Annotated in this window: 27 protein-coding genes; 11 read left to right on the top strand and 16 right to left on the bottom strand. The window is 33.7% G+C overall.

The window, feature by feature from the left end:
* Nucleotides 1-27: 27 nt before the first annotated feature.
* Nucleotides 28-1,593 carry a DUF5123 domain-containing protein gene (locus tag IRZ78_RS12425; RefSeq protein ID WP_194616845.1) on the top strand — a complete coding sequence of 522 codons (1,566 nt, stop codon included), beginning with the start codon at nt 28-30 and terminating at the stop codon, nt 1,591-1,593.
* Between the two features lie 118 nt (nt 1,594-1,711).
* Here IRZ78_RS12425 and IRZ78_RS12420 read toward each other — a convergent pair whose 3' ends face one another.
* The 8 genes from IRZ78_RS12420 to IRZ78_RS12385 form a co-directional block, all read right to left on the bottom strand.
* Nucleotides 1,712-2,284: a pentapeptide repeat-containing protein gene (locus IRZ78_RS12420; protein ID WP_194616844.1), complete on the bottom strand. Its 573-nt coding sequence runs from the start codon at nt 2,282-2,284 to the stop codon at nt 1,712-1,714.
* Nucleotides 2,285-2,325: 41 nt separating this feature from the next.
* Nucleotides 2,326-2,526 (bottom strand): hypothetical protein, encoded by a 201-nt coding sequence (locus IRZ78_RS12415; protein WP_194616843.1) that lies wholly within the window; start codon nt 2,524-2,526, stop codon nt 2,326-2,328.
* Nucleotides 2,527-2,596: 70 nt separating this feature from the next.
* Nucleotides 2,597-3,517 carry a helix-turn-helix domain-containing protein gene (locus tag IRZ78_RS12410; protein ID WP_194616842.1) on the bottom strand — a complete coding sequence of 307 codons (921 nt, stop codon included), beginning with the start codon at nt 3,515-3,517 and terminating at the stop codon, nt 2,597-2,599.
* 2 nt (nt 3,518-3,519) lie between these two features.
* Entirely contained in the window at nt 3,520-4,083 is a 564-nt protein-coding gene (locus tag IRZ78_RS12405; RefSeq protein WP_194616841.1) for a DUF6642 family protein, read from the bottom strand.
* A gap of 678 nt (nt 4,084-4,761) precedes the next feature.
* A complete protein-coding gene (locus IRZ78_RS12400; protein ID WP_228520459.1) occupies nt 4,762-5,151 on the bottom strand; it encodes a hypothetical protein in 390 nt (129 codons plus the stop codon).
* Nucleotides 5,152-5,391: 240 nt separating this feature from the next.
* Nucleotides 5,392-5,718 (bottom strand): multidrug efflux SMR transporter, encoded by a 327-nt coding sequence (locus tag IRZ78_RS12395; RefSeq protein WP_121322022.1) that lies wholly within the window; start codon nt 5,716-5,718, stop codon nt 5,392-5,394.
* A 64-nt stretch (nt 5,719-5,782) separates the two neighbouring features.
* Nucleotides 5,783-6,346, bottom strand: a complete 564-nt coding sequence (locus IRZ78_RS12390; protein WP_194616840.1) for a Crp/Fnr family transcriptional regulator — start codon at nt 6,344-6,346, stop codon at nt 5,783-5,785.
* Between the two features lie 106 nt (nt 6,347-6,452).
* On the bottom strand, nt 6,453-7,934 hold the full coding sequence (locus tag IRZ78_RS12385) for a PLP-dependent aminotransferase family protein (protein WP_194616839.1): 1,482 nt from the start codon (nt 7,932-7,934) through the stop codon (nt 6,453-6,455).
* Nucleotides 7,935-7,998: 64 nt separating this feature from the next.
* On the opposite strand from IRZ78_RS12385, the gene IRZ78_RS12380 reads away from it, so the two are divergent.
* The 5 genes from IRZ78_RS12380 to IRZ78_RS12360 all read left to right on the top strand — a co-directional run bounded on the left by IRZ78_RS12380 (nt 7,999) and on the right by IRZ78_RS12360 (nt 14,240).
* Complete coding sequence (locus IRZ78_RS12380) at nt 7,999-9,861, top strand: TonB-dependent receptor (RefSeq protein ID WP_194616838.1); 1,863 nt, start codon at nt 7,999-8,001, stop codon at nt 9,859-9,861.
* A 178-nt stretch (nt 9,862-10,039) separates the two neighbouring features.
* Nucleotides 10,040-10,888 carry a helix-turn-helix domain-containing protein gene (locus IRZ78_RS12375; RefSeq protein ID WP_194616837.1) on the top strand — a complete coding sequence of 283 codons (849 nt, stop codon included), beginning with the start codon at nt 10,040-10,042 and terminating at the stop codon, nt 10,886-10,888.
* A 79-nt stretch (nt 10,889-10,967) separates the two neighbouring features.
* On the top strand, nt 10,968-11,693 hold the full coding sequence (locus tag IRZ78_RS12370) for a siderophore-interacting protein (protein ID WP_194616836.1): 726 nt from the start codon (nt 10,968-10,970) through the stop codon (nt 11,691-11,693).
* Nucleotides 11,694-11,977: 284 nt separating this feature from the next.
* Nucleotides 11,978-13,237 carry a putative DNA modification/repair radical SAM protein gene (locus tag IRZ78_RS12365; protein WP_194616835.1) on the top strand — a complete coding sequence of 420 codons (1,260 nt, stop codon included), beginning with the start codon at nt 11,978-11,980 and terminating at the stop codon, nt 13,235-13,237.
* Between the two features lie 220 nt (nt 13,238-13,457).
* Entirely contained in the window at nt 13,458-14,240 is a 783-nt protein-coding gene (locus IRZ78_RS12360; RefSeq protein ID WP_194616834.1) for a TIGR03915 family putative DNA repair protein, read from the top strand.
* A 23-nt stretch (nt 14,241-14,263) separates the two neighbouring features.
* Here the strand turns inward: IRZ78_RS12360 and IRZ78_RS12355 are convergent, their stop codons facing one another.
* Together IRZ78_RS12355 and IRZ78_RS12350 are read right to left on the bottom strand one after the other, a co-directional pair.
* Entirely contained in the window at nt 14,264-15,844 is a 1,581-nt protein-coding gene (locus tag IRZ78_RS12355; protein ID WP_194616833.1) for a Na+/H+ antiporter, read from the bottom strand.
* A gap of 18 nt (nt 15,845-15,862) precedes the next feature.
* Nucleotides 15,863-16,759, bottom strand: coding sequence for a helix-turn-helix domain-containing protein (locus IRZ78_RS12350; protein ID WP_194616832.1), 897 nt, complete (start codon nt 16,757-16,759; stop codon nt 15,863-15,865).
* A gap of 191 nt (nt 16,760-16,950) precedes the next feature.
* Between IRZ78_RS12350 and IRZ78_RS12345 the strand changes: the two genes are divergently transcribed.
* Nucleotides 16,951-17,931 (top strand): aldo/keto reductase, encoded by a 981-nt coding sequence (locus IRZ78_RS12345; protein WP_194616831.1) that lies wholly within the window; start codon nt 16,951-16,953, stop codon nt 17,929-17,931.
* A 276-nt stretch (nt 17,932-18,207) separates the two neighbouring features.
* Here IRZ78_RS12345 and map read toward each other — a convergent pair whose 3' ends face one another.
* Together map and IRZ78_RS12335 are read right to left on the bottom strand one after the other, a co-directional pair.
* Nucleotides 18,208-18,972: a type I methionyl aminopeptidase gene (gene map / locus IRZ78_RS12340; protein WP_194616830.1), complete on the bottom strand. Its 765-nt coding sequence runs from the start codon at nt 18,970-18,972 to the stop codon at nt 18,208-18,210.
* A 37-nt stretch (nt 18,973-19,009) separates the two neighbouring features.
* Complete coding sequence (locus tag IRZ78_RS12335) at nt 19,010-19,834, bottom strand: Sir2 family NAD-dependent protein deacetylase (protein WP_194616829.1); 825 nt, start codon at nt 19,832-19,834, stop codon at nt 19,010-19,012.
* A gap of 180 nt (nt 19,835-20,014) precedes the next feature.
* Between IRZ78_RS12335 and IRZ78_RS12330 the strand changes: the two genes are divergently transcribed.
* A complete protein-coding gene (locus IRZ78_RS12330; RefSeq protein WP_194616828.1) occupies nt 20,015-20,491 on the top strand; it encodes a GNAT family N-acetyltransferase in 477 nt (158 codons plus the stop codon).
* 110 nt (nt 20,492-20,601) lie between these two features.
* Here the strand turns inward: IRZ78_RS12330 and IRZ78_RS12325 are convergent, their stop codons facing one another.
* The gene (locus IRZ78_RS12325) at nt 20,602-20,859 is read right to left on the bottom strand and encodes a hypothetical protein (protein ID WP_194616827.1); all 258 of its coding nucleotides are present in this window, start codon (nt 20,857-20,859) and stop codon (nt 20,602-20,604) included.
* Between the two features lie 318 nt (nt 20,860-21,177).
* Here IRZ78_RS12325 and IRZ78_RS12320 point away from each other — a divergent pair, with 318 nt between their 5' ends.
* The 3 genes from IRZ78_RS12320 to IRZ78_RS12310 are packed head-to-tail and all read left to right on the top strand — an operon-like array spanning nt 21,178 to nt 23,074.
* The gene (locus IRZ78_RS12320; protein WP_194616826.1) at nt 21,178-22,116 is read left to right on the top strand and encodes a ring-cleaving dioxygenase; all 939 of its coding nucleotides are present in this window, start codon (nt 21,178-21,180) and stop codon (nt 22,114-22,116) included.
* 38 nt (nt 22,117-22,154) lie between these two features.
* Nucleotides 22,155-22,445, top strand: coding sequence for a GNAT family N-acetyltransferase (locus tag IRZ78_RS12315; protein ID WP_194616825.1), 291 nt, complete (start codon nt 22,155-22,157; stop codon nt 22,443-22,445).
* 11 nt (nt 22,446-22,456) lie between these two features.
* Nucleotides 22,457-23,074: a dienelactone hydrolase family protein gene (locus tag IRZ78_RS12310; protein ID WP_194616824.1), complete on the top strand. Its 618-nt coding sequence runs from the start codon at nt 22,457-22,459 to the stop codon at nt 23,072-23,074.
* 421 nt (nt 23,075-23,495) lie between these two features.
* Here the strand turns inward: IRZ78_RS12310 and IRZ78_RS12305 are convergent, their stop codons facing one another.
* From IRZ78_RS12305 to IRZ78_RS12295, 3 genes are read right to left on the bottom strand one after another with little or no spacing between them, the layout of a single operon-like run.
* Nucleotides 23,496-24,239, bottom strand: coding sequence for an adenylate/guanylate cyclase domain-containing protein (locus IRZ78_RS12305; RefSeq protein WP_194616823.1), 744 nt, complete (start codon nt 24,237-24,239; stop codon nt 23,496-23,498).
* Nucleotide 24,240: 1 nt separating this feature from the next.
* Complete coding sequence (locus IRZ78_RS12300; RefSeq protein ID WP_194616822.1) at nt 24,241-24,762, bottom strand: Pycsar system effector family protein; 522 nt, start codon at nt 24,760-24,762, stop codon at nt 24,241-24,243.
* A 4-nt stretch (nt 24,763-24,766) separates the two neighbouring features.
* Nucleotides 24,767-25,294 carry a hypothetical protein gene (locus IRZ78_RS12295; RefSeq protein WP_194616821.1) on the bottom strand — a complete coding sequence of 176 codons (528 nt, stop codon included), beginning with the start codon at nt 25,292-25,294 and terminating at the stop codon, nt 24,767-24,769.
* Between the last annotated feature and the right edge of the window lie 262 nt (nt 25,295-25,556).

Raw genomic sequence — 25,556 nt, 5'->3', positions numbered from 1 at the left:
TAACAAATAAATTATAGTTATATAATTATGAAAGCAAAATATATATTTAAAGGATTGCTGGCTATGTTTTTATTGATAGTTGCCGGTTGCGAAAGCTACAACGAACCAGTATTGGAAGACATAGGAGCAAGTAGCGTATTTTCTCCAATAGAGCTTAAAGCCTTTGTTAGAAATCAAACTTCAGTCGAATTGAACTGGACAGTAAAAAATGATGTAGATCATTACGTGGTAGAATTTAGCGCAGACGACACTGAGTTTAAAACAATCTACAAAACAGTTAATGTATTACCAACAGAACTTCCGGTAACAATTCCGTTAGAAGGAGAAACCGTTTATTCAATCAGGGTAAAAGGAGTAAGTGCAGCAGGTTTAGCAGATTCTAAATGGTCTTATGTCACTGCAAAAACATTAACGGAGCAAATTTTATTTCCTATTGAGGACAAAGATGTTGAGGCAACAAAAGTTACCTTAAGATGGACTCCAAATAGTACTGTAACTCAAATTACGATTGCACCGGGCGGAATTACACACAACATTACACCTGCAGAAAAAACAGAGGGAGTGGCAGTTGTAACAGGATTAACTGGTGAAACAGATTATGCAGTGACTTTATTAAACGGAACTAAAACAAGAGGAGTCAGAAGCTTTAAAACTGGAATCGATATAGGAACTGGTATTTTAGTAAAAGAAACAGATGACTTAAATGCTGTAATTACAGCCGCTCCTGCAGGTTCAACATTAGTGTTGATGCCTGGAGATTATAATGTGTTTAAAGGTGAGATAATAGTAAATAAAGAAATTACCATAAGAGGATTACGAGCTGGCGATAAACCAAAATTACATGTTAAGTTTACACTTACTGCAGGTACTGGTAAAGTTTCATTAATTGATTTGGATTCAGAGGGAACCTCTGTGGGAGATACTAGTTTTATTACAGTATCTGGCGCTAATACTAATTATGGAGATATTTTAATTAGTGGTTGTTATATTCACGACTATTTACGTGCCTTAATGTATGGAGCTGTATCTGGTTCAAAAGTAACTTCATTTACTGTGGATAATACTATTGTAAAAAATGTAAATACTAATGCACAAGCAGATTTTATAGATTTCAGAAATACTTACGTAGCAAGTATAGTGGTGAAAAACAGTACCTTCAACTCTTGTTCAATAGGACGTGATTTTGTTCGAGTTGATGCGGTACTTCCTGCTAATGGTGGTTTTTCAGGAACTGGATTAACAACAAATGTGTTAATTGATGGTTGTACATTATATAATGTGTCAAATACTGCGGGGAATAAAAGAATTTTATATTTGCGTTTTGGATCAAATACATCAACAGTAAAAAATACTTTGATTACATCAACAAGTGCAATTTATACCAATCAGACAACTACATTCCAGCCATTATTTAATAAGAACTATTATTATTTAGCACCAAGTTTCACTAATACTGCAATTGCAAGTAATAAGGTGGATACTTCAGCAACTACTGCAAACCCACAATTTACAGATGCTGCAGGTGGTAATTTTACAATTGGTAATCAAACATTAAAAGACAATTTAATTGGAGATCCACGTTGGATTAAATAAGTAATATTTATAGATTAGTTTAAAAAGGGATGCAGTTTTTGCATCTCTTTTTTTTTTGTTTCTAATTTTGTAAATATTTTCACACTCACTTCAAAACCCCGACTGAAAACTTTTTCAATTATTCAATATCCAAATCAAATTTTTCTAATAATCCCGCAAGTGCAGCATGGGATACTTTGGTTCTTTTAATTTTATTTTCAGATGGATCAAAAGTGTAATTTCTTGACGTTCTGAAATCTGTTTTCTCTAAAATACAATCCTGAAAAGTAGCATTGGCAAGATCACAATTTTTAAAAATAGACAAAGACAAATCAGTATTCGAAAAATCTACATCTTTTAGGGAGCAATCTATGAAGTTTGTCTTTTTTAATTTTTTGTAAATAAAAGTCGAATAATCAAGAAGACAATCCTGAAAAGACATCGAAAATAAAAAGCTATTGCTGGCACTGAAATCTAATCCCATTAATTTACAGCCAATAAATTTGATGTTTTTTAATCCTGTATTTTTAAGAACAGAAAGCGAGAGATTACAGTTTTTAAAAGTACAATCTAAAAAATCGATCGAACTAAAATCACTTTTAGAAAAGTTGCAATTGATAAATTCGCAGTTTACAAATTCATTATCAGATAATTTCTGATCAGAGTAATCAATAGTGTCAAAGGTTTTGTTCTGGTGCAATGCAGTATCCATGATGTTAAGTTGAGGTTTTAGAGGATTTAAAAAATGGCAGTTTATTCTAATTCGATACAATCGAAAACTTCATTTTTTAATACCCTTTCGTTTATTTCGTCTTCACTGTCAATTCTTAAAATGTTATCACAATCTTCAAGATCAAAATTCCATAAAGCGTTTGGCAGCAATTCCTGAAGTAATGCATTTGCGAACTCTAATTTCGAATTTGTATCAACGGAAGTTTTAAAAACATAAATCATAATTTGCTTTTTTTATGTTTGCAAATTTCAATAAATGCTTTTCGTTTTGATAGGATTCTGCAAGCAATAATTAGGATTTATCAATCAATTTTCGGTACTGAACAGGAGTAATTCCTTCATGTTTTTTAAAGAAACGGCTAAAGTAGGATTGATCTTCGTGACCTACCTTCATGGCGATTTCACTAACAGAAAGCGTAGTTTGGTACAATAGATATTTGGCTTCCAGTAATATGGTTTCATCAATCCATTTTGCTGCTGATTTTCCTGTAACAGTTCTCACAGATTTATTCAAATGATTTGGCGTAACGTTTAATAACGACGCATAATAATGAACCAAATGGTGTGTTTTTATATTTTGATGAATTAACTCTTTGAACTTGTTTGCAATAACTTCGGCAGCCGAAATGCTTTTAGCACTTTTAACCGAATTTTTATTCATTTCATAAAACAATGTAATCAAATACGATTGCACGATATTGAGATTTGCACTTGAGGTTTCAGAATATTCTTTTTGAAGCCGCTTAAGAATAGCTGTAATATCAGTAACATCGTTAACATCCAGCGTGATTTTTGGATTACCGGAAATTTTCATAAAATCAAATTCATTAATCATTTCGCGGCTGCCGTATTTTCCAATTAAAATATCGGGGTGAAATTGGCATATATAACCTTTGTGTATATTATTAACATTCTCAAGCGAGAAGATCTGGCCTGCAGGTATCACAATTATTTCGTTATCTGTAGTCGTAAATTCCTGATATCCCAATTTCATAACATGCTGACCTGAGGAAATAAAAATTAAAGTGTGGCAAGAATGTTTAGAAGGCGGAACCGGATACTGCATTTGCATCATGTCCTCAATTTCAAGACAGAAAAAATGATCGGAATTCGATTTGAAAAGCAAATGAATAGGATTGTCTTGTCCTAGAAACTTCTCGCGAAATCCTGTTGGGCTATAGGTTTTTATTTTTTCAATTGTCTTTGCTTTCATATTCAATAATACAATCTAAAATCGAGCAATTTGCACAAAGCATAATGTTTTTGATACAATTCCTCTACCACTTCAGTAATATCATCATTATCCTGATACAAACTAAAAAAAGCTTTATCGATTGTACTGGAACTGGCAATTTTATTATAAGTAGATCCGTAACCAGAAATCGCGCGCGCGCCGGTGATGTCCAGAAAATATTGGGCTTCTTCGTCATTTAAATCCAGTACTTTCAGATTGGCAAAATGAATGATTTTACCTTTCATCTTCCCTTCAAAAAGTTCCGCTATTTCTTCGAGGCTGTAATAATAATCATGAAGGCAAATAGTATTGGCTTCACCTGGCATTACCAGATAAATGATCTCATAATCCTTAAAATTATGATCTTCATAAAGCAATACATTCAAACTTTCTTCCAGGCCTTCAATCGTATCGCAGGTTTTATAAATACTGGCAATACCTTGATCAATAGCGATTTCTTCTAAGTTCTTTACTACTAGAGTTGCTCTGTCATCGTCTACGTCTGGAACACCTTCGAGGCAGAAGATGAATTTTTCGTAATCCATACTATTGTTTTCGGGTTGCTGATAAGTCTTTGTTTCCTATCTCACAAAAGTATTTTTTATTGTCGAAAAACTGCTATCCGAAAAGTTTTTTAACGCATTTTTGACATTGAAGAAATAGTCAGCGATTTATTATGAGCACAATCTTATCATCCCTATTTTTATAATAGAAACATTTTTTTAGTAGCCTAATGCCGCTGAGAATGACAAGATTGTATATAAACTTTGCGCCTTAGCGTCTTTGTGCGATTAGTTTTTTCTCTCACAGATTAAGCAGATTTATTTTCGTGGTTGTCATCCCGAATGAGGACACTAGCGATAGCGAACTGGCAAAGCAATCCACACAAGTAGCTCCGTAAAGAAGATTTTTTTTTTGGTGATTAGCAAAAAGGATTTTCCTTTATCTAAGTGAAAAGCAACGTTCTTAAAATAAAAAAGATACAGACAACTTAATCTTTAATTCGTTTTGAATATAAGTTCATTCCAAAAATAATTCCTGATGATATAAACGGAACAAAAGCAGAGATTTGCCAGAAAAGATCTGTTCCCGTTTTTAGTCCTGTATTGGATATCTCGAATATTGCTAAACCAATAAAAAAATACAAAGGATTAATAGAGCAAATTGAATTTTATAGTTGATCTTCGTAGTTTTATGATTTTTATAAAATTAAATAAAAATAGTTACTCGGCTCTATTCAAAATTAAAAATCTCTGCCACCATTTTGGTGCTGCTTCGTGTAGAATTTCGGTATAATTGATAATTACAGATGCTCTTTTATTACCGCATGCAGCACATAAAGAAGCCTTTGGAGTTCTGTAAGGTTTAGAGCAATTCTCACATGCAGAACCATATAAATCAATTCGATGGTGCATGATCGCGTTAGGATTGGTTTCTTCAAATCCTGTTAGATCTTTATAATAATCCAGTAAGTCTTTAAAGCGTTTCTTTCTGGTCATACTGCATTTTCCTGTTTGAAAACCATCACGATAGAGTTTAGAGGCTATTTTATATTCCTTTTCATCCAGCATAGGAACTTCCATTTTGCAACGCCAACACCAAAGATTTTTCATGGTTTTCTTTTTCAGGTTTGAAATTTGTAATGACTATCTTTTTTAATTTTAACTAAATCTCTTGCTAATTTATAATCGTTTATTGAGAATTGTTTACGGTTTCTCACATTCTGCAAACAAAATTCGCTTTTTTAACATTTACAGCACTACGTAGAAATACCTGATTTTAAAAAATAAAAATTTAGACATAAAAAAACGGACTAGTAAATGCTAATCCGTCTGTTTTTATAAAGTTTGTTATTAATGAGAGACTGCTTTTAAACCAATAATAGAACCAATAAGGGTCGTAATAAAAAAGAGTCGCCAGAAATTAGCCGGATCTTTAAATATTAAAATACCAATTAAAACGGTTCCAACCGCTCCAATACCTGTCCAAACGGCATAAGCGGTTCCGATAGGTAAAGTTTGTGTCGCTTTCATCAAAAGTCCCATACTAACAATAAGCGATATCAAAAATCCGGTATACCACATGTACATTTCGTTTCCGGTTGTTTCTTTTGCTTTTCCTAAACATAACGTAAAGCCCACTTCAAATAAGCCGGCAATAATTAAAATAATCCAGTTCATATCTTTTTTTGCAAAGGTTAGAAAAGGAATTGACCGGGAATTTTACATTTGTTAAAAAAGCAAACTATTTTATTTCGGCTCGAATTCTACTCAGACTCACTTGAGAAATTCCTAAATAAGAGGCAATATGTCCTAATTGAACCCGCTGAATCAAATGCGGATAATCCGTAAGTAATTCTTTATAGCGTTCTGAAGCAGTACGAAATTGGCGGGAGATAAGTCGTTCTTCGGTTTTTACAAGTTCTTTTTCGGCAAATTTTCGTCCCCAGTTGGCAATATGGATGTCTTCTTCAAAGAGCTTATGCAGTTTTTCAGACTTTAATTCATATAAATCACAATCTTCCAGAAGCTCAATATCTTCATATCCTTTCTGCTTGGCGACATAACTTTTCATTGATAAAACCGTGTCTCCTTCTTTACCAAACCAAAAAGTAACCTCGTTATCATCGCGATTAGCATAAGCTCTTGCAATTCCTTTTCGAATAAAATAAATAGTGGTTTCAATTTTATCAGCGCGCAATAAAATATGACCTTTAGAGAAACGCACTTCTTTCGCGCAATTTTGAAGTTTTAGTTTTGAAAGTTCCGGAAGAGGATATATTAGGTCAAGAATTTGCTCTATTTCCATGTTATGTTTTTATTTTAAAATGTTTTAAATCAAGGCACAGATTAAAGGATTAAAGAGATTATAAAAAAATCTGCTAAATCTGCGCGAAAAATATCTAACACTTAGATTATAAAATAGTATCGAGAGACTGTCGTAAAATAGTTACGGCATTTTCCATTTCAGATGGATCAAAATGTCCGAAACCTAAACGCGTTGCCGTGAGATTTTTGGTTTGATATAAAACCGTTTTAGGCAAAAATAATCCATTTGCAGCACATTGTTTCTGCAATTGTATCAAATTAAAGTGATCCAGCCATTCTACCCAAATTGCCAAACCTCTTAGCGGAACCTGAAATTTGATTTTTCCTTCGAGCTTTTCTTTCAATAATAAAACAAAATTATCCCTGCGTTCTTTGTAGATTTTTTTGTTTTTTTTCGAAAGTCGATGCACTTCACCTTCCTTGATCCAATCGGTTAAAACCTGTTCCTTTATAACATCAATTCCGGGTTCGAGAATGTTTTGATGTTTTTCTAACTCTTTTATAAATGCAGATGGCGCAGCGATAAATCCGTAACCAAAACCTGCCGGCAGAGACCTTCCAAACGATCCAATGTAAACTACTCTTTGGTTTGAATCTAAAGCGGCGAGGGGCAATACGGGGTTATTGTCATAATGAAAATCAAAATCGTAATCATCCTCAATAATTACAAATCCGTAGCGATTGGCCAGTTCCAGAACTTCCATTCGTCTTTTTGCACTCAATGAAGTTGTTGTTGGATAATGATAATTGGACGTTAAATACAAAATCCTGATTTGATGTTCCTCGCAAATTTGTTTTAACTGTTGGGTATCGATGCCATCTTTATCAACCGGTATCGTGATTATTTGTGCGCCACTATCAGACAATGTCATATTCGAAATATAATATCCCGGAGAAGCCACCACCACTTTATCACCTGGAGAAATGAGTAGTTTGGTCACGAGATACAAACTAATTTCATGACTGCTTGTAGTAAGTAACTTGGAGGTTGAAATGCGAATTCCTCTCGTTAAATTTAAAAAATTAGAAAACTGGGTTTTAAAATTCAAATGCGATTGCGCCTGAATTTGTTCCCAGGTTTTGGTCGTTTTTTGGTTTTTTAGTTTAGAAACATACAATCTCGCCAGAACATCACTTTGTACCAATCGCAAATCAGGCAAACCATCATTAAACTGATACGGTAAATTGCTGGTTTCTTTTGGATTTTCAAGAATAGTAGAATGTTTAAAGGTAAAACCTTCGTTTGCTTTTGAAACATTTTTGTTATCGTCAGTAAAATCGGCTTTATTTTTTTGTTGTTTTTCAGATAATATAAAGGTTCCCTTGTTGGGCAAAATTTCGATCCAGCCTTGCAATTCGAGATCCTGAAAAGCTTTAATCAGAGTGTTTCTGTTTACTTCTAAGACTTTGCATAATATACGGGTTCCCGGAAGTTTTGTGCCTTCAGGAAGTAAGCCAATTTGTATCGCTTTTATAAACTCAAAAACGATTTGCAAATACAAAGCGGTAGTTTCTTCGGGCTTAAGCTGAATAAAACTTTTAAAAGGAATTTGAACCGGACTATCCATTTTTGTAAAACTGGTATACATTAGTAGTACGGCAAGATACTACTTTTGCAAAAAATTAAAACAAATGACAAAACTTTATTTTGCTGCACTGACTCTAATAAGTGTTAGTTTACAAGCTCAGGTGCAAAAAGATACCATTAATATTGATGAAGTAATTATTCATGAAAACAGGTTTAGTACACCAATATCCAAGAAAAACAGAAACGTATATGTAATTGATCAGGCCACAATTGCAAAATTACCGGGACGATCTGTTCAGGAAATTCTACAATATGCAAACGGAGTTGACCTGAGACAAAGAGGCCCTTTTGGAAGCCAGGCCGATGTAAGTGTAGACGGAGGAAGCTTCGAACAAACCGTTGTACTTATAAACGGAACCAAAATAATAGATTCTCAAACCGCGCATAATATGCTGAATCTGCCTATTCCCGTTGAGGTAATTGAAAGAATCGAAATCATACGTGGTCCGGCAGCGCTTACTTATGGAGTAAATAGTTTGACCGGAGCGATTAATATTATTACCAAAAAACCAACGCAATCCGGATTTTTAGTAAATACCTATGCAGGTTCAAACTTCGAAAAAGATACACAGGATACCGGTGATACTTTTTATGGTACCGGAATTCAGGTTGGAGGTGTTTTAAGTAAAGAGAAACAGCAACATTCACTTTTTGCTTCGCACGATAAAAGCAACGGATACCGCTATAACACCGCTTTCGAAAATAATAAAATATTCTATCAGGGTAATTACCAGTTAAATAATGCCAATGAAATTTTAACTTCATTTGGTTATATCAAGAATGGTTTTGGCGCCAACGGATTTTATGCGGCTCCGGGAGATAAAAACTCAAGCGAAGTGGTGCAAACAACTTTTGCATCTGTACAATCAAAACATCAGCTTTCTGAAAAATGGACTTTGATGCCTAGAGTAAGTTACAGATACAATTATGATGATTATCGTTATTACGGAATTGCTAATCTTAAAGCGGGTAGAAGTCAGCATTATACTAATTCAGTTGCGGCGGAATTGAATACCACGTACAAAATGGAAACTGGAGAATTAGGTTTTGGAGCCGAAGTACGAACAGAGGATATTAGTTCGTCTAACATTGGGGATCATAATCGCGACAACTACGGAATTTATCTGCAATACAGAACAACTTTTATCGAAAAGCTTGATGTAAATTTTGGAACCTATGTCAATTATAATTCAGATTATAAATGGCAGGCTTATCCGGGACTTGATGCGAGTTATGCCATAACAGATGCTTTTAAGATCATCGGAAATATCGGAACAAGCCAGCGTATTCCTTCGTTTACGGATTTATACCTCAACCAGCGTCCGGGAAATATTGGCAACCCTAATCTGGATACCGAAAATGCTTTTCAGAGTGAAATCGGATTTAAATATATCAAAAGAGATTTTAGTTTTAATGCCAATTATTTCTTTAGAAAGATCAGCAATTTTATCGATTGGACAAGAAACGTAACTACCGAGCCTTGGCAAAGTAACAATTACGGAAACCTCAATACAAATGGTTTTAACCTGCGTACCAATTATAGAGTGAGTTTTTCTAACGATTCTAAGTTGAATATCAATCTGGCATATTCTTATCTTGATTTTAAATTTCAGGATGTAATTTCGGCTGTTTATGCTAAATATTTGGTTTCGTCTCTGGAACATCAGGTAACCAGTACTATAGATTTTCAGCATAAAAATTTTAAAGCTTTATTCGCAACGCGTTTTAGTCAAAGAGTAACCGGACCATCGTATTGGGTAAATGATTTTAGAGTAAGTCAATCGATCAAAAAAGTAACCGTATATGTCGATGCTCAAAATATTTTCAATGCTACTTATTATGAAGTTGGTGCAGTTCCGCTTCCTTCAAGATGGTTTAGTCTTGGAGTGAAATTTGTGACTTTCTAAGTTTTCTTACTTTTTTTAATAAAGAAATAAATCCCTTTGATCAGTTTATGTTCAAAGGGATTTTGCTTTTTAAAAATAGATTACCTGATAGAGATAATCATTTTAGGATTAATTTTCTAAGTTTGTACAACCTCATCGTTTAGAACTAATATTTCCTTAATAATCAAAAAAATAAATTTTGAAAATTCCTGTTTACAATCAGAGTTCAGAAGCAGTTGGTGGTATTTATATCGCCGAATTATCTTTATTAGGAAAGGATTCAGAAACCATAAATAAATTAGGAACGCATCGTGATGATTTTTATATTTTATTTGTGCTGACGAAAGGAAAAGTGATCATGGAGTGCGACATGATAGAGGTAAAAGCAAGTGCGCCAAGTATTGCAATAGTTAAACCTTTTCAGATTCATGCACCAAAAATGGTGTCGCCGGATGCAGTTGGGTATTATATTAGTGTCGCTCCATTTTTAATTCCGAATGATTGCGCAGCAGTTTTTCAGCACCTGAAAATTACTGATCAGTTCAATAAAATCGATAAACTCCAGAAGAAGGATCTTTTACAAAACGTTACGTTATTGCACCGTTCTTTTGAAAAAGCAATTTCAAATAAAACGGCTATTGTCAATGGTCTTTTTAATGCTTTGGTTTACAGTTTTGTTAATATTTATTCAGCATCCAATACTCCGGTATCAGAACTTAAAAATCAATCGATGCTGATTTATTCTAATTTTAAACAATTAATTTCTGATGCTACTTTTTTAGAAAGTCCTTCTTTTTTTGCTAAGAAGTTAAATATTACTACTTCACATTTAAATTATTGTGTCAATATTGCGACAGGTAAATCGGTGACGTATTGGCTGCAGAATGCGATGATTATAGAAGCACAGCGATTTTTGTATTATACAGAATATGATGTCAAAGAGATCGCTTTTATGTTAGGATATGAGGACCATACTTATTTTTCGAGATTATTCAAAAAAATAACCGGCGACACCCCTTTAGTATTTAGATTAAAATTCCGCGAATAGTCCAATCATCCCTATTTCTTCTGCAACCTTTTTTTTATGTTTTAGTTTCAATTTTGCATTGAAATTAAAACATACCATTATGAATTCGATGCCCAAAATTATTGGAGATTTTATGGAACTTGCCTTTAGCAGTAAAATTTGCAAAGTAAAAGTTACGGATACTAAATTGCTGAGCGAAAATATAAAGAGAATCAGGTTCAAAGGTCATTTTCCGCACATCAATTTTAAAATTGGTCAGGCTATCATTATCAGGATTGATGATACCAATTATCGCAATTATACCCCAAGTAAATGGAATAGCGGAGAAGGAACGTTTGAAGTAATCTTTCATATTCATAAAAAAGGTCCCGGAAGTCGTTTTGTCGAAAACCTAAAACCAAATGATCAAATTACGGTAGGTTTGCCGCGAGGTTTTGAATTTTTTAAGACCGAAGAAAAATACCAGTTTTTTTATGGAGATGAAACCTGTATAAGTGTTTTTAAAAGTTTTAAAGATGAAATTAATGCGAATGAAAACAACTATTTGGGCATTTTAGAATTAGATCCAGCTTCTGCAGAAGTACCAAAAGATTTAGGAATTGCGGTTGATATTATACCCAAATCGGCTAATAGTGCTGAACGTGCCGTAAATATTCTAAATAATTTCGACGATACCATTTGGGATTTATGGCAACACGCACATTTTTATTTAATGGGAAATGCAAAGTCTATTCAGACCTTTAGGAAGGCATTAAAAGCAAAAGGTATTTCGAATAAAAAAATCTATACACAAGCCTACTGGGCAGAAGGGAAAATCGGGCTTTGATCTTTTATCATTAATTAGATTTAATTGATTAAAGGCAATACATTTCTCTTATTGAGATAGCTATGTTTGTTGTAAATAAGTGAAACGCCTTTTTTAAAGAAACCAAAACTATGTCTCTATGTGTTTAAAAAAAATGTTTTCAATGTTTTTATTATTAATTAGTTGAGATTGCTTTATTGAAATTTGATACAATTTAGAACAATCAATTTCAGATTTTTTGCATCATAAAAGAGTAGTTTTGAGATGAAACAAATTTAGTTTTTTAACCACTAAAAAGGCTCAAAATGGTACATGAAAGAGTGATGGAGAAGTTGTCGATTTTGGCTGATGCAGCGAAATATGATGTGTCATGTTCGTCAAGTCAAAGTAATCGCAAGAATAAGGATAAAGGATTAGGAAATGCAAAAGGATATGGTATTTGCCATTCGTATACCGAAGACGGGCGTTGTGTTTCGTTGCTGAAAATTTTACTGACCAATCATTGCATTTTTGATTGCGCGTATTGCGTAAGCCGAAAAAGTAATGATGTAAAACGTGCTGCTTTTACCGTGCAGGAAGTGGTTGATCTTACAATTGGTTTTTACAGAAGAAATTATATCGAAGGTTTGTTTTTGAGTTCTGGCATCTTTGATAACCCGGATTATACGATGGAACGTTTGGTAAGGATTGCCAAGAAATTACGATTAGAGGAAAATTTCAATGGTTATATACATCTTAAAGCAATTCCCGGAGCAAGCGATGAATTACTGCAGCAAGCCGGAATGTACGCCGATCGGTTGAGTGTAAATGTCGAAATGCCAACAGAGAAAAGTCTGAAATTATTGGCGCCCGATAAAAATCATATCGATGTGATCAAACCAATGGAATATCTGAAAAATGAAATTGTTGGTCACAAAGAAGAAAAAAAACTCAACTACAAAGCGCCAATTTTTGCTCCGGCGGGGCAAAGCACGCAGATGGTGATTGGTGCAACCCAGGAAAATGATATGGAAATACTGGGAATGGCCAATTATTTTTATGATCAAATGAACATGCGACGCGTTTATTATTCCGGCTACGTACCTATAAGTTATGACACCAGGCTTCCTGCAATAGGAACTCCGGTTCCTATGATTCGCGAAAACCGTTTGTATCAGGCCGATTGGCTGATTCGGCTCTACGGCTTTAATGTAAATGAAATTGTAGGTTTTGATCAGCCTAATCTTGATCTGGATATCGACCCCAAATTAGGTTGGGCGTTGCGCAATATGAATCAGTTTCCGGTTGATGTCAATACGGCCGATCTCGAACTGATTAAGCGTATTCCGGGTATTGGGTTTTTGAGTGCAAAAAAAATTGTGGCGGCAAGAAAATTTAAAAAACTCGTTCCTCAGGATTTGCAAAAATTAGGAATTGCCTATACGCGCGCCAAATATTTTCTGGCTTTTGCAACGCCATTTCAATTACAAAAGGATTTAACGTCGATTCAAATCAAGAATCATATTTTAGATACGCAAAAGAGTAAATACAAAAATGACTTTTCGAATCAACTTGCTTTATTTTAATTAAATGTATTGGGTGTAATTTTTTACACAAAGATACATAGCCTTTATTTACCTAAAAAAGGCGTTTCACTTATTTAAAATTTACATAGCTATGTGAAAAAAATGTATTTCTTTTTTATCTCCTTTACGAGACATAAAAATCTATGCTTCTATGTGTTTAATAATATTTTTTTGTGGCATGTGCAAAGCAAATAGAATTACAATCGCTGAATTAAATTAAATGACACAGGTAATTTACGATGGAACTTATGAAGGCTGGATTACAGCCGTATTCGAAATTTATGAATATAAATTGAAGGATATTGTTTTTGCCAAAAACGAAGCTTCTGCCGATTTGCTTTTTTCGACCAATCATATCGTGATTACAGATGAGGTAAAAGTAAAACGCGTTTTAAGCGGTTTGCAAAAACGTCTTTCGAAAAATGGACTTCAGGGTTTGTATCACGCCTTTTTATCAGAAACCCATAAGATCGAAGAAATCATGTTTCGGTATGTACAATATGTATTGTCAAGTTCTGTAAATGTAGAAGATGATTTTGGTCATAATGATGTTTTAGAACTTCGAAAAGCCATTCGACTGACCGGGAAAGAAGCACATCGAATGGAGGCATTTGTCAGGTTTCAATTAACAAAAGACCAATTGTATTATGCAATCGTCGAACCCCATTGCAATGTCCTGCCTCTTATAGAAAATCATTTTAAAAACCGTTATGCTGATCAGCGCTGGTTAATTTATGATGCAAAGCGTAAATATGGTATTTATTATGACCTTAAAAATGTTTCGACAGTAGCATTACAATTTAATACTGAATCTAATTCTTTTAAATTCTTAGCCGAAATAAGCGATGAGGGCGAAGAACTTTTTCAGGATTTATGGCGCAATTATTTCAAGAGTGTCAATATCGAATCCCGAAAAAATACAAAGCTTCATCTTCAGCATATGCCAAAACGATATTGGAAAAATCTGACGGAGAAAATTCCGGATATAAAGGATCGGATTTAGTAGAATGCTATAATAAATGACTTTTAAATATAACGTAATTTTTCCTCTTCAATATCTAAATAATGCATTTGTCGCCTAATGATGGTTTCATCCAGAGTTTGGTCTTCTTTGTTTTTACTGATCAGCCATTGCCTTTGCTTATTTAATAAATCGAGATAAATTACTTTAAGCTCTTTTCCTATTTCTTCATCATCAATGCCATTACTGTATTGTTCCCATTTGTGAATAAGATGCTGTAGCGAAGTATTATGTTCGATCTGATCGCTATAATTGGTTTTAAGATAATCTAAAGCAAATTCCGCCAATTCATGACGCAGGTTATTGTGAGCTTCTTCTTTTGGAAGAGGATCATAGACATCTGTAAGATTGATTTTTTTAATGAAATACGGTAATGTGAGTCCCTGAATAACGAGGGTTAAAAGAATAACGATAAAAGTGATAAACAAGATAAGATTTCGCTGCGGAAAGCCATTGCCATTATCTAGATAAACAGGTATAGATAAGGCTGCAGCCAATGATACTACGCCTCTCATTCCGGTCCAGCCCAATATAAAGGGAGTTTTGTAACCGGGATTTCTACTATCGGCAACGGTAATAAAATTTCGTGCAATAAGAGTCACAAGGACCGCACCGTAAGAAGATAAGATCCTGCTGACAATTAAAACAAAAGTTATCAAGACACCATAACCAATTGCCGACGAAATGCTAACAGCTTCGACTTTAAGTCCGTTTGTAATTTGTGGCAGATCTAGGCCAATCAGCATAAACACAAAACCATTGAGTATAAAAGTAAGACTCTGCCAGACATTTATACCCTGCAAACGAGATCTACTGCTCAAAAATCGGTGTCGGTTGTTCGACAATAACAATCCGCCACATACAACCGCCAATACACCGGAACTATGAACTTCTTCGGCAGCAAGATATATAATATACGGCGTTGCTAATGATAAAACGATATCTACATTGGCATCTGTAGGTAAATATTTGTGCGCTTTCATAAAAAGCCATCCAATTAATAAGCCAATTCCAACGCCACCAAATATCATCCAGCTAAAACTTACTGCGGCTTTATAAAATATAAACTGCTCTGTCGCTACGGCAATCATCGCAAATCTGAAAATAATTAAGGACGAAGCATCATTCAGTAAACTTTCGCCTTCTAAAATCGATGAAATAGTTTTAGGCACTTTTACAAATTTCAAAATAGCACCGGCACTTACCGCATCAGGAGGCGATACAATTCCGCCCAGGACAAAACCCAATGCTAATGAAAATCCCGGTATGATATAATTCGCAACTAATGCTACAGATAGTGCCGAGACAAAAACAACGACAAAGGCAAAACTGGTAATAATACGTCGCCAGCGCCACATTTCTTTCCATGAAACCGTCCAGGCAGCTTCGTATAATAATGGCGGCAGAAATATAAAGAAGATAAGATCAGGTTCGATTTGTATTAAAGGTACTTTGGGAATAAAACTGATAGCCAATCCAGCCAATACTAATAATATTGGATAAGCTACTTTTATTTTATTAGCCAACATAATCAGTAATAAAATAATAATTAACAGACCTAAATAAAAAGGGAAATTCTCAAGCATTCTTTTGGTTTATGGATTTTAGTTTAAACTTCTGTATTCAATTGGGGTGTAACCCGTATTCTTTTTAAACATTCGATTAAAATGCTGCGGATATTTAAAACCCAGTTCAAATGCGATTTGACTAATCGATTTATCAGTATCAAAAATTCGTTCCTTGGCTAAGGTAATTAATTTTAACTGAATGTGTTCCTGAGCAGATTTGCCTGTTTCTTTTTTAATTAAATCTCCAAAATAATTAGCAGAAAGATGCAAACGATCTGCAAAATATCCCACCGAAGGCAAACCTGAATCTTGCGCGTTTTCAGATTGAAAATAGGCATTTAGTAAGTTCTCAAATTTTGATAAAATATCAGTATTGATATTCTCACGGGTAATAAATTGTCTGTCGTAAAAACGCACACAATAATTTAAAAGTAGCTCTATGTTATTACTTATAATGTTTTTGCTGTGTTTATCAATAGACTGGCTTAATTCATATTCTAATTTACTAAATAAATCTTTTATTATTTGCTGTTCTTTCAAAGATAGATGAAGCGCTTCGTGCGAGTCATAAGAGAAGAATGAATATTGACTTATATTTTTAGCCAATGAAGTTCCTCTTATCAGATCAGGATGAAAAAGTAATGTTAAACCTGTAGATTTATAATTGTCTGTATTATTAACCTCAAGTACTTGTCCGGGGGCTACAAAAACCATTGTACCGTCATCATAATCATAATTGTTACGCCCGTATTTTAGTTCGCCGCAATTTCCGGCTTTTAAAAATATAGCATAAAAACTAAAGTGTATGCGGGTATGATTGGGGAGTGCTTTACTATTAGAATTATCAAAAACACTTATTAAAGGATGTTGTGTTTCAATATCTTTTAATTGATTGTATTGTGCAACTTTTTCGAGTTTTATGATAGGATCCATGATGCGTCTATGAAATTATACATACAAATATACTACTCAGATTTTTAATAACTTAGCTTGATTATGCAAATCAGTAAAAATGGTTAGAATAGCAGTAATATGTATGATAGACAGCTGGAATTATTGGAGGAAATTTGTAGTATTAAAAATGATAATCAAGGTATCATATCAATATTTGTAAAAATTAAGTTATGGAAAAGAGAATATTAGGAACTCAGGGTTTAGAAGTTTCTGCACTGGGATTGGGTTGCATGGGATTAAGTTTTGCCTATGGTGCCCAAATAGAAAAACAACAGGCTATAAAAATAATTAGGGAAGCCTATGAACAGGGTATTACTTTTTTTGATACTGCCGAAGCGTATGGTATTGCCAATGAAGAGTTGGTAGGAGAAGCTTTAAGCCCGTTTAGAAAAGAAGTAGTTATTGCGACCAAATTTGGTTTTAAAGGAGGACAGGCGTTTAACGGACAAGACAGCCGACCAGAAAATATCAGAGCTGTTGCCGAGGAATCTTTAAGACGTTTAAAAACCGATGTTATTGATTTATTCTACCAACACAGAGTAGATCAAAATGTGCCAATGGAAGATGTTGCAGGAACGGTAAAAGATCTTATACAAGAAGGGAAAGTAAAATATTTTGGAATGTCTGAAGCGGGTGTATCCTCTATTCGAAAGGCACATGCCGTTCAGCCAGTGTCTGCTTTACAAAGCGAATATTCTATTTGGTGGAGAGAACCTGAAGTAGAAATTTTGCCAACACTTGAAGAATTAGGAATTGGTTTTGTACCGTTTAGCCCTTTAGGAAGAGGATTTCTAACAGGTGCAATTACCGAAAGTACAAGTTTTGAAGCGACCGATTTTAGAAATTCGTTACCTCGTTTTAGTGAAGAAAACAGAAAAGCCAATCAAAAATTAGTGGACTTATTATCTTCCATTGCTTCTCAAAAACAAGCAACTCCTGCGCAAATTGCATTGGGTTGGTTGTTGGCACAAAAAACCTGGATTGCTCCAATTCCAGGAACAACAAAATCACACCGATTAACAGAAAATATTGGTGGAGCCTCAATTAAACTATCTGTAGATGATATTAAAAAAATTGATGATGCTTTTGCCCAAACCACCATACAAGGAGATCGATATCCTGCACAATTGCAAAAATCGGTAGACAAATAAAAAAAATAAAACTCTTAGTATAATTATTTTTAACACATAGTCCCGATAGCTATCGGGATTGTAAAATTATAAAAGGCGTTTCACTAGCATTAATTCATCCCGATAGCTATCGGGACTATGTGTGAAGAAACTTGTTTCTTTTTTATCCTCTTTTACAGTTCTATAACCTATGTTTCTATGTGTTAAATTGTTTTTATTCTTAATTAGACCCTCAACACACAAAACCCTTAAATAATTTAGTTTAAGGGTCTGTTTTAAGTGTCGTTTGAGAATCTGTTAATTCCAGATTCCGTTCATTTCGGTTAAAATAATAGGTTTGCCGTTCGTAACCACAATAGTATGTTCGTGTTGCGCCATATGTCCGCCTTTGTTGCCTACCATCGTCCAGCCATCCTTAAGTTCTACCGCAATAGAGGATGAGGTCGAGATAAAAGTTTCAATTGCTACAACAGAATCTTTCTTAAAACGCCTTTGATCAAATCGGTTTTTATAGTTTAATAATTCATCCGGTTGTTCGTGTAAGCTTCTGCCAATGCCGTGTCCGCCCAGATTTTTGATTACTTTATAACCTCTTTTTTTAGCTTCTGTTTCGATAAGATAACCTATTTCAGAAATTTTTACTCCGCCTTTTATATTGTCTATTGCTTTTTGTAAAATATCTTTTGATGCGTCAACCAGTTTTTGGTGTCCGTTTACATCTTCGCCAATTACAAACGAACCTCCGTTATCTGACCAGAAACCATCCAGTTCTGCCGATACATCAATGTTTATTAAATCACCTTCGTTAAGAATTCTTTTATCTGAGGGAATACCGTGACAAAATTCATTGTTTACACTGATGCAAGTCCATCCCGGAAAACCATACGTTAAATAAGGAGCCGATTTTGCGCCTAATTCATTCAGGATTTTTCCGCCATAATCGTCTAGTTCTTTTGTCGTCATTCCTGCTTTGGCAAAGTTTCTCATTTCTTTCAAAGTATAAGCCACAGCTTCACTGACCTTTTGCATTGCTATTAATTCTGACTCTTGTTTTATTGACATGATTTTATTTTTTCTGATTTTTTAATTTTCGTTGATCTTAGCAGATGTTCTTAAATATTTCTTTTATGGTTTTAAGATTTTCCGTTGAGGTGCCTCGAATAATAATTTTATTTTTCTTGTCTTTAATTAATTTTGTAAATAAATTATCCTCTGTATTGATATCAACAATTGTTCCTCCGTATTTTAAAGTTGTTTCAGCAATTGCCATTGGTAAATTTGTTGCGCCGGAAGTACCAACAATAAAAAGAATACCTGAATTTTTAGCAATCTTCAAAGAGCTAAATCTTTTGTTTGTTTTTTCATCATAACGCTCATCAAACCATAAAATATTTGGCCTCATCCAGCTGCTGCATTCTTTGCATTTTAGTAATTCAATATCGTTTGCGGTTAGATCTTCATCGATATCTTTTCCTTTTATTTCATCAGCAAGATGTACTATTTCTTTACAGCCATTAGAACATTTAATCTCTCTGTTATTGCCATGAATTTCGTAAATTCTCTTTGTTCCCGCCCGCCTGTGTAAATTGTCTATGTTTTGAGTTATTAAATGAAATTTGTCTTCCAAAAGATTTTCAATCTCTACTATTTCGCGATGACTTTTGTTGGGTTCAGCATTTTCAAACATTTTTTTTCTAAAAAGAGAATATTGCCAAACCTCTTCCGGGTGTTCTTTAAAATATTTATAAGTTCCAAATTCCTCCGGTTTATGAAACTGAGTTCCTTTTATCCATATCCCGTCTATTCCTCTGTAAGTCGGTATTCCGCTATCAGCAGAAATTCCGGCGCCGGTCAAAAAAGTGAACAAATTTCGGTTGTTTTTATCATAAACCTTCTTTGTTATTTCATAAAGTTGTTGTTCCATACTTTGATTTTTGTTTAATAAAAGAGCAAATAGTTTTGTCTTTATGAATTTGAAAATGAATTATTAAATTCAAAATTAATTATTTTCGACCAGAATTAACAACACCATTTGCAAAAGCTAAAAATGAATTTTTCTAAACACTTTTTTATTGAATCAAAAAGGATTTAATATATTTGAAATATGAGTACAGATAACAAAAACATAACGATCAGGCCTGCTGCCAATACTGATTTGCCTAAGCTCGCCGAATTCCTGCAGACTCTTGTTGACGCAGAACGACCATTTGATCCAACACTAAAAGAGGGTGAAATATTCTATTATGATATACAGGAATTAATATCAGATAAAGCGACAGAAATTTTGGTTGTCGAAAGTAATAACGAAATTATCGGAAGTGGTTATGCGCAAATTCGATCTGCAAAACCATATGAAAAACACGAAGTATTTGGATATCTCGGCTTTATGTTTGTAAGCCCGGAATTTAGAGGACAAGGAATTAGCGGTTTATTACTCACCGCTCTTAAAAAATGGATTTTATCTCAGGGAATAACAGAGGTAAGGTTGCAGGTCTATGACGAAAATGAATCAGCAGTTAAAGCCTATGAAAAAGCAGGTTTCAAAAAAATCGTCACAACAATGCGCTGCGATATTGGTTAAGTCTTTTTGACAAAGTCAATTTTAAAGTTTTCGAAATAAATTTACCAAACAAGCCCTTAAACAATTACTGTTTAAGGGCTTGTTTGGTAATAAATATGGCAGATAATTTATTATTTCTCTTCCTGTAAACCATCAACAGCAGAAATCTGGTCCAATATATTGGTTTGGTTGGGCGATATATAGTTTTTTACTTCAGAAGGAGCTTCTTTCTTAAAAAGAATGTCTAATGCATTGTAAAGCTTCAATAAAACGTCTCTGTCTTCTTTTTCAATTTCTAAAGCACTATTAAAATTAAAAACATAATTATTCGAATTGCGTACTTCTACTTTGATCGTTTTTGATGTGATTTTAAATTTAACTATATCCATATTGTTAGCGCATTAATTATTTTACAAAAATGGGACTTTAACCCCAATTAGCATTATTATTTTTTATGTTTTTTTATGTGTAAAGAAAAGTTTTAGATAATAAGGATTTGAAAGAGTCTATTTTTGAACTTAATGTGATAGACTACACTTTTGATATAAAACCTTATCTTTTATATGAACAACAATTTAGGCCTAAAATTGACTTCAGTATTTTATTCATTTCTGAGTTTTATTTCTTAATCTAGGTTAACCGGGAAACAGCAAGAGCTGAGGTAAATTTGTAAAAGAAAATCAAAACAACTTAATACATAAAATATCATGGAAAATCAAATCTTAGGCTTACACCATATTACCGCCATTGCAGGCGACGCTAAACGTAATTTCGATTTTTATTCAAAAATACTCGGATTAAGATTCATCAAAAAAACAGTGAATTTTGACGACCCGGGAACCTATCATTTTTACTTTGGCGATGAAGTGGGAAGCGCAGGAACCATCTTAACCTTTTTTCCTTGGGGAGAAGGAATTCAACAAGGAAGAAAAGGATCTGGAATGGCGACAGAAATTGGTTATTCTGTTCCTAAAGGAAGTCTTGATTTTTGGCAGAAACGTTTTGAACAATATAATGTAATCTACAATAAACCGGCAGAAAAATTCGGCGAAAAATATCTTACTTTCCTTGATCCGGACGGGTTGAAATTAGAGTTAATCGAATCTAAAACAGGAGACAACAGAAAAGGTTGGGAAACAGATGAAGTAAAAGCTGACGCAGCAACAAAAGGTTTTCATAATATTACGCTGACTTTAAACGACATTAAACCCACTGCAGCAATCTTAACAGAAATATTTGGTTACAAATTGATTGATCAGGATGTAAACCGTTATCGTTATGCAACAGGTACAGTAGAAAATGCCGCAATTGTTGACTTGGTAGAATTGACAGATGAAAAACGCGGACATGTTGCCAACGGATCTGTACATCACGTAGCTTTTAGAGTTCAAAATGACGAAATTTTAATGCACTTCCGTGAAAAAATCGAAGCTTACGGATTGTCAATTACACCGCAAATAGACAGACAATATTTTCATTCGCTATATTTTAGAGAACCAGGTGGAGTTTTATTTGAAATCGCCACCGATAATCCAGGATTTACAGTTGATGAAAGCTTAGAAGAATTAGGTCAAAACTTAAAGCTTCCCGCACAATACGAATCTCAAAGAGCAAGTATTGAAAATCATTTGGTTAAAATTAATTAAGCTAAAAATTTGTAAATTAGATTCTTAAGAGAAAATATATGGAAACAATAAAACTGGAATTAGACGAGAAAAAGCATGGGGCCTTTAATCTTTATATTGATGATAAAAAGCTGGGCGAAATGACAGTAAGCATAAAACCAGATTTGCTCACGGTTTATCACACTGGTGTTGAACCTGAAGGAGAAGGAAAGGGATATGCCAAGAAACTTTTAGACGAAATGACGTCGTACGTACGCGCCAATAATTTGATGGTCTTGCCGCTTTGTCCGTATGTGCATGCACAATTCAAAAAACATCCGGATGAATATCTGGATATCTGGAAAAAATAATCTTAGAACTTATGAATGTAGAAACTATAACAGACGGTGTGCCTTTAAATGATGCTAAAAAGGCGCTGATCATGATTCACGGACGTGGTGCAAGCGCTCATGATATTCTTTCGATTTCAAAACATCTGAATGTCGATGATTTTGCCTTGGTTGCCCCTCAGGCAGAAAATAGAACCTGGTATCCTTATTCTTTTTTAGCGCCTATTAATGAAAATGAGCCTTCATTTTCAAAATCATTAGAAGCTATTCATCAGGTTGTTGTTGCAATTCAGCAAAACGGAATTGAAAAAGAGAATATCTATTTTCTGGGATTTTCCCAGGGTGCTTGTCTGGCTTTAGAATTTACTGCCAGAAATGCCGCTAAATACGGAGGCGTTGTAGCATTTACTGGTGGACTTATTGGCGATAAGATTTATGAAAATCATTACGAAGGAAAATTCCAAAACACACCAATTTTTATCGGTACCAGCGATCCCGATCTTCACGTACCTGTTGAAAGAGTAAATGAAACAGAAGTGCTTCTGAAAAAAATGGGCGCAGCTGTTACTAAAAAAATCTATGAAAATATGGGGCATACCATAAGTCAGGACGAAATAGATTTGGCAAATGAACTTATTTTTGGGAAGTAGAGGTTTTAAGTTTTATTTACTTTTTCTTTGAGTTAAATTTATCTTTTTGCAAAATTTCTATCTTGAGTCCTTACTTGATACAATTTTTCGAAACAAAATTCCAATAAAAACCCCCCCCTAATCAATTGATGATTAGGGGGTTGTTTTTTGTAGCGAGGACGGGAGTTGAACCCGTGACCTCAGGGTTATGAATCCTATAAATAAATACTATACTAATTAGTAGAGAGTTAATTATAAGGATTTTCAAATGCCCAAAATCGTTTTGAAACGTTTTTAGCTGTTTTCGTCACTCCTTTTCGTCACTCCTTATTTTTCTTTGTGGATTATTTTGCCACTATCAAAGCTATATAAGAACCTTTAATTTTTTTTGCAAAGATATGTAAATGTTCTTGATTTTAATGCTGTATTTTTTTAATTGATATTATTCAACTTCCCAATAATAATTTGTTTTGTAAAAAGTTTCATATTGCCCATTATATAAAACCTGATAAGAAGTCCACATGTTCACTTTCTCATCTTGCCCCCAAGGATTTTTTTTTGTAGCAAATTTTACGTTATCATTTAGATTACCATAAACATAGTTGGAAATTCCAATGTAATAACTTGCTTTACATTCATCACTAATTACAACAGATTTATTGACAGGATTTCCTATCCAGATTAAATCTTTTGTATTTGCGTCACCACCTACGCCAACTTTAACACAAAGTATATGCCCATCATCGATGCCAATTCCAAAATCTACGGCTGAATATTTTGCCAGTAAAGTATTGATTCCTGATTCTGAATTAGCAATCATGTATCGAATTTTCATTGCGGCTTCTACGGCATTGCTTAAAGTATATTTAGATGTTCCTTGAAAGAACGCCAAGACACTATCGCCATTAAAACTTCTAACTTCTCCGCCAAGTGATTTTGTTATTCTGACTGTGGTATGTAAATATGCTTTATGAATTTTTGCAATTGTTGATTTGTTATGCTTATTAAGGATTTTTGTAGAATCTCTTAAATCAATGTAAAGAACGGTTGCTTCAAATTTTAATCCTTTATTTAAAAAGGTTAGTTTACTGTCAGTTATCTCAGGCACATATGTAACATCTTCAATTTGAAAATTGGTATCTAAAATTTCTTTTACTTTATCTGTTATTTCGCTTTTTAATCCCATATTATCTATCTTGGTCTAGTAATAATTTATATATCAAATAACTAAGCGGGCTTAATAATCCCATGAACATGAAAGTTATTGCTACATTGTAAAGTTTAAATTTTCTAGCGGCAATTTGGCTCGTAATAATTACCTGATTAGCTAAATCTCTTTCGTGATTTTCATTTGACCTTTCGCAACCATAATTTGTAGCAATCTTCTCTATAAGTTCTGTATCAGATAAGTGAGCAAGTGTAGCATAAAATAGTAAGTTGTTACTTTTATTAAGAGCCATATTGTTTGTTGTGTGCTTAATTTTGGCTATTAGTGCAGAGAAACAGATGAAAATTGATATTGAACACATTGCAACGGCATAAATTAAGTAATAATGCAAAAAACAACTTAACTCATCAGTAATTAGCTTCGATATTCCAACAATAATAGCACCATTAAATGCGATTAAAGCAATGTTTTTTGATTCTCCAAATTTGACCATTTCAAATGCGTGAGTGTACTGTTTTTCTAAGTAATCAATGGTTTTCATTTTTTTATTTATTTTTGATTTTATCCAAATGCAAGTTTTGATGAATATTATCGATAATTAGTGCCTCAATAATTTCTTTGTCTTTAAGCTTGGTTTGACGATTATCACATCTTGGACATTTGGCTGTTGATTCAACTCCGTAGCTGAATTCATATTTCATCATTGTACCACAATTATCACAGATAGGAGTTATATTTCGAACTTGCCATTTATTCTCAAACATATCATATTCCCAACTCCATATCCATGTTGTTCCATGTATTGAGTCTCGATTATAGTCTCTAAAATTTTTTGGTGCAGTATTCTCGTTCTTATCCGTCTTAGTAAATGAATAAATAAATAATAAAATGATTAGAATGATTAGTATCTGCCAGATTCTTAGCTCAAATTCAAAAATATGCTCCCATATCCAAATGAAGAAAAATTTTATCGAGCTAAGTATGGGTTTATCTTTTATGTAATCATAAACGGCAGATGAGATGACAGCCATCACACCCCCAAAAATCCCTATTTTGTAATCGTTTTTAGTCAATACGTTGTGTTTTTGTTAGTAATATATTGGGAATTGTAATGGTTATTCAATATCACTTTCATTGCAGAAATGATGCTCTATTTTTCCATTCTTTACTACTGAAACTAAATAGTCAAAATTTCCGCTAGCATTTTCGGTTTTGATATATCCATTTTAGAAATCTATTTTACGTGCAATTATAGTTGCATCTTCTCTTTTTCCACTTATAGAAATGTAAATAACTTTTTGATTAACAGAGTATCGCATGGTTTTGTTTTTTATG

This window comes from Flavobacterium sp. CSZ (assembly GCF_015350725.1).
Taxonomy (GTDB): domain Bacteria; phylum Bacteroidota; class Bacteroidia; order Flavobacteriales; family Flavobacteriaceae; genus Flavobacterium.
Note: the sequence above shows the minus strand (reverse complement) of the source record. Positions and strands in the feature narration are given on the sequence as shown.

Coding starts and splice junctions, on each gene's coding strand:
- IRZ78_RS12425 (WP_194616845.1), top strand. CDS start 28: ATGAAAGCAAAATATATATTTAAAGGATTGCTGGCTATGTTTTTATTG.
- IRZ78_RS12420 (WP_194616844.1), bottom strand. CDS start 2,284: ATGGATACTGCATTGCACCAGAACAAAACCTTTGACACTATTGATTAC.
- IRZ78_RS12415 (WP_194616843.1), bottom strand. CDS start 2,526: ATGATTTATGTTTTTAAAACTTCCGTTGATACAAATTCGAAATTAGAG.
- IRZ78_RS12410 (WP_194616842.1), bottom strand. CDS start 3,517: ATGAAAGCAAAGACAATTGAAAAAATAAAAACCTATAGCCCAACAGGA.
- IRZ78_RS12405 (WP_194616841.1), bottom strand. CDS start 4,083: ATGGATTACGAAAAATTCATCTTCTGCCTCGAAGGTGTTCCAGACGTA.
- IRZ78_RS12400 (WP_228520459.1), bottom strand. CDS start 5,151: ATGAAAAATCTTTGGTGTTGGCGTTGCAAAATGGAAGTTCCTATGCTG.
- IRZ78_RS12395 (WP_121322022.1), bottom strand. CDS start 5,718: ATGAACTGGATTATTTTAATTATTGCCGGCTTATTTGAAGTGGGCTTT.
- IRZ78_RS12390 (WP_194616840.1), bottom strand. CDS start 6,346: ATGGAAATAGAGCAAATTCTTGACCTAATATATCCTCTTCCGGAACTT.
- IRZ78_RS12385 (WP_194616839.1), bottom strand. CDS start 7,934: ATGGATAGTCCGGTTCAAATTCCTTTTAAAAGTTTTATTCAGCTTAAG.
- IRZ78_RS12380 (WP_194616838.1), top strand. CDS start 7,999: ATGACAAAACTTTATTTTGCTGCACTGACTCTAATAAGTGTTAGTTTA.
- IRZ78_RS12370 (WP_194616836.1), top strand. CDS start 10,968: ATGAATTCGATGCCCAAAATTATTGGAGATTTTATGGAACTTGCCTTT.
- IRZ78_RS12365 (WP_194616835.1), top strand. CDS start 11,978: ATGGTACATGAAAGAGTGATGGAGAAGTTGTCGATTTTGGCTGATGCA.
- IRZ78_RS12360 (WP_194616834.1), top strand. CDS start 13,458: ATGACACAGGTAATTTACGATGGAACTTATGAAGGCTGGATTACAGCC.
- IRZ78_RS12355 (WP_194616833.1), bottom strand. CDS start 15,844: ATGCTTGAGAATTTCCCTTTTTATTTAGGTCTGTTAATTATTATTTTA.
- IRZ78_RS12350 (WP_194616832.1), bottom strand. CDS start 16,759: ATGGATCCTATCATAAAACTCGAAAAAGTTGCACAATACAATCAATTA.
- IRZ78_RS12345 (WP_194616831.1), top strand. CDS start 16,951: ATGGAAAAGAGAATATTAGGAACTCAGGGTTTAGAAGTTTCTGCACTG.
- map (WP_194616830.1), bottom strand. CDS start 18,972: ATGTCAATAAAACAAGAGTCAGAATTAATAGCAATGCAAAAGGTCAGT.
- IRZ78_RS12335 (WP_194616829.1), bottom strand. CDS start 19,834: ATGGAACAACAACTTTATGAAATAACAAAGAAGGTTTATGATAAAAAC.
- IRZ78_RS12330 (WP_194616828.1), top strand. CDS start 20,015: ATGAGTACAGATAACAAAAACATAACGATCAGGCCTGCTGCCAATACT.
- IRZ78_RS12325 (WP_194616827.1), bottom strand. CDS start 20,859: ATGGATATAGTTAAATTTAAAATCACATCAAAAACGATCAAAGTAGAA.
- IRZ78_RS12320 (WP_194616826.1), top strand. CDS start 21,178: ATGGAAAATCAAATCTTAGGCTTACACCATATTACCGCCATTGCAGGC.
- IRZ78_RS12315 (WP_194616825.1), top strand. CDS start 22,155: ATGGAAACAATAAAACTGGAATTAGACGAGAAAAAGCATGGGGCCTTT.
- IRZ78_RS12310 (WP_194616824.1), top strand. CDS start 22,457: ATGAATGTAGAAACTATAACAGACGGTGTGCCTTTAAATGATGCTAAA.
- IRZ78_RS12305 (WP_194616823.1), bottom strand. CDS start 24,239: ATGGGATTAAAAAGCGAAATAACAGATAAAGTAAAAGAAATTTTAGAT.
- IRZ78_RS12300 (WP_194616822.1), bottom strand. CDS start 24,762: ATGAAAACCATTGATTACTTAGAAAAACAGTACACTCACGCATTTGAA.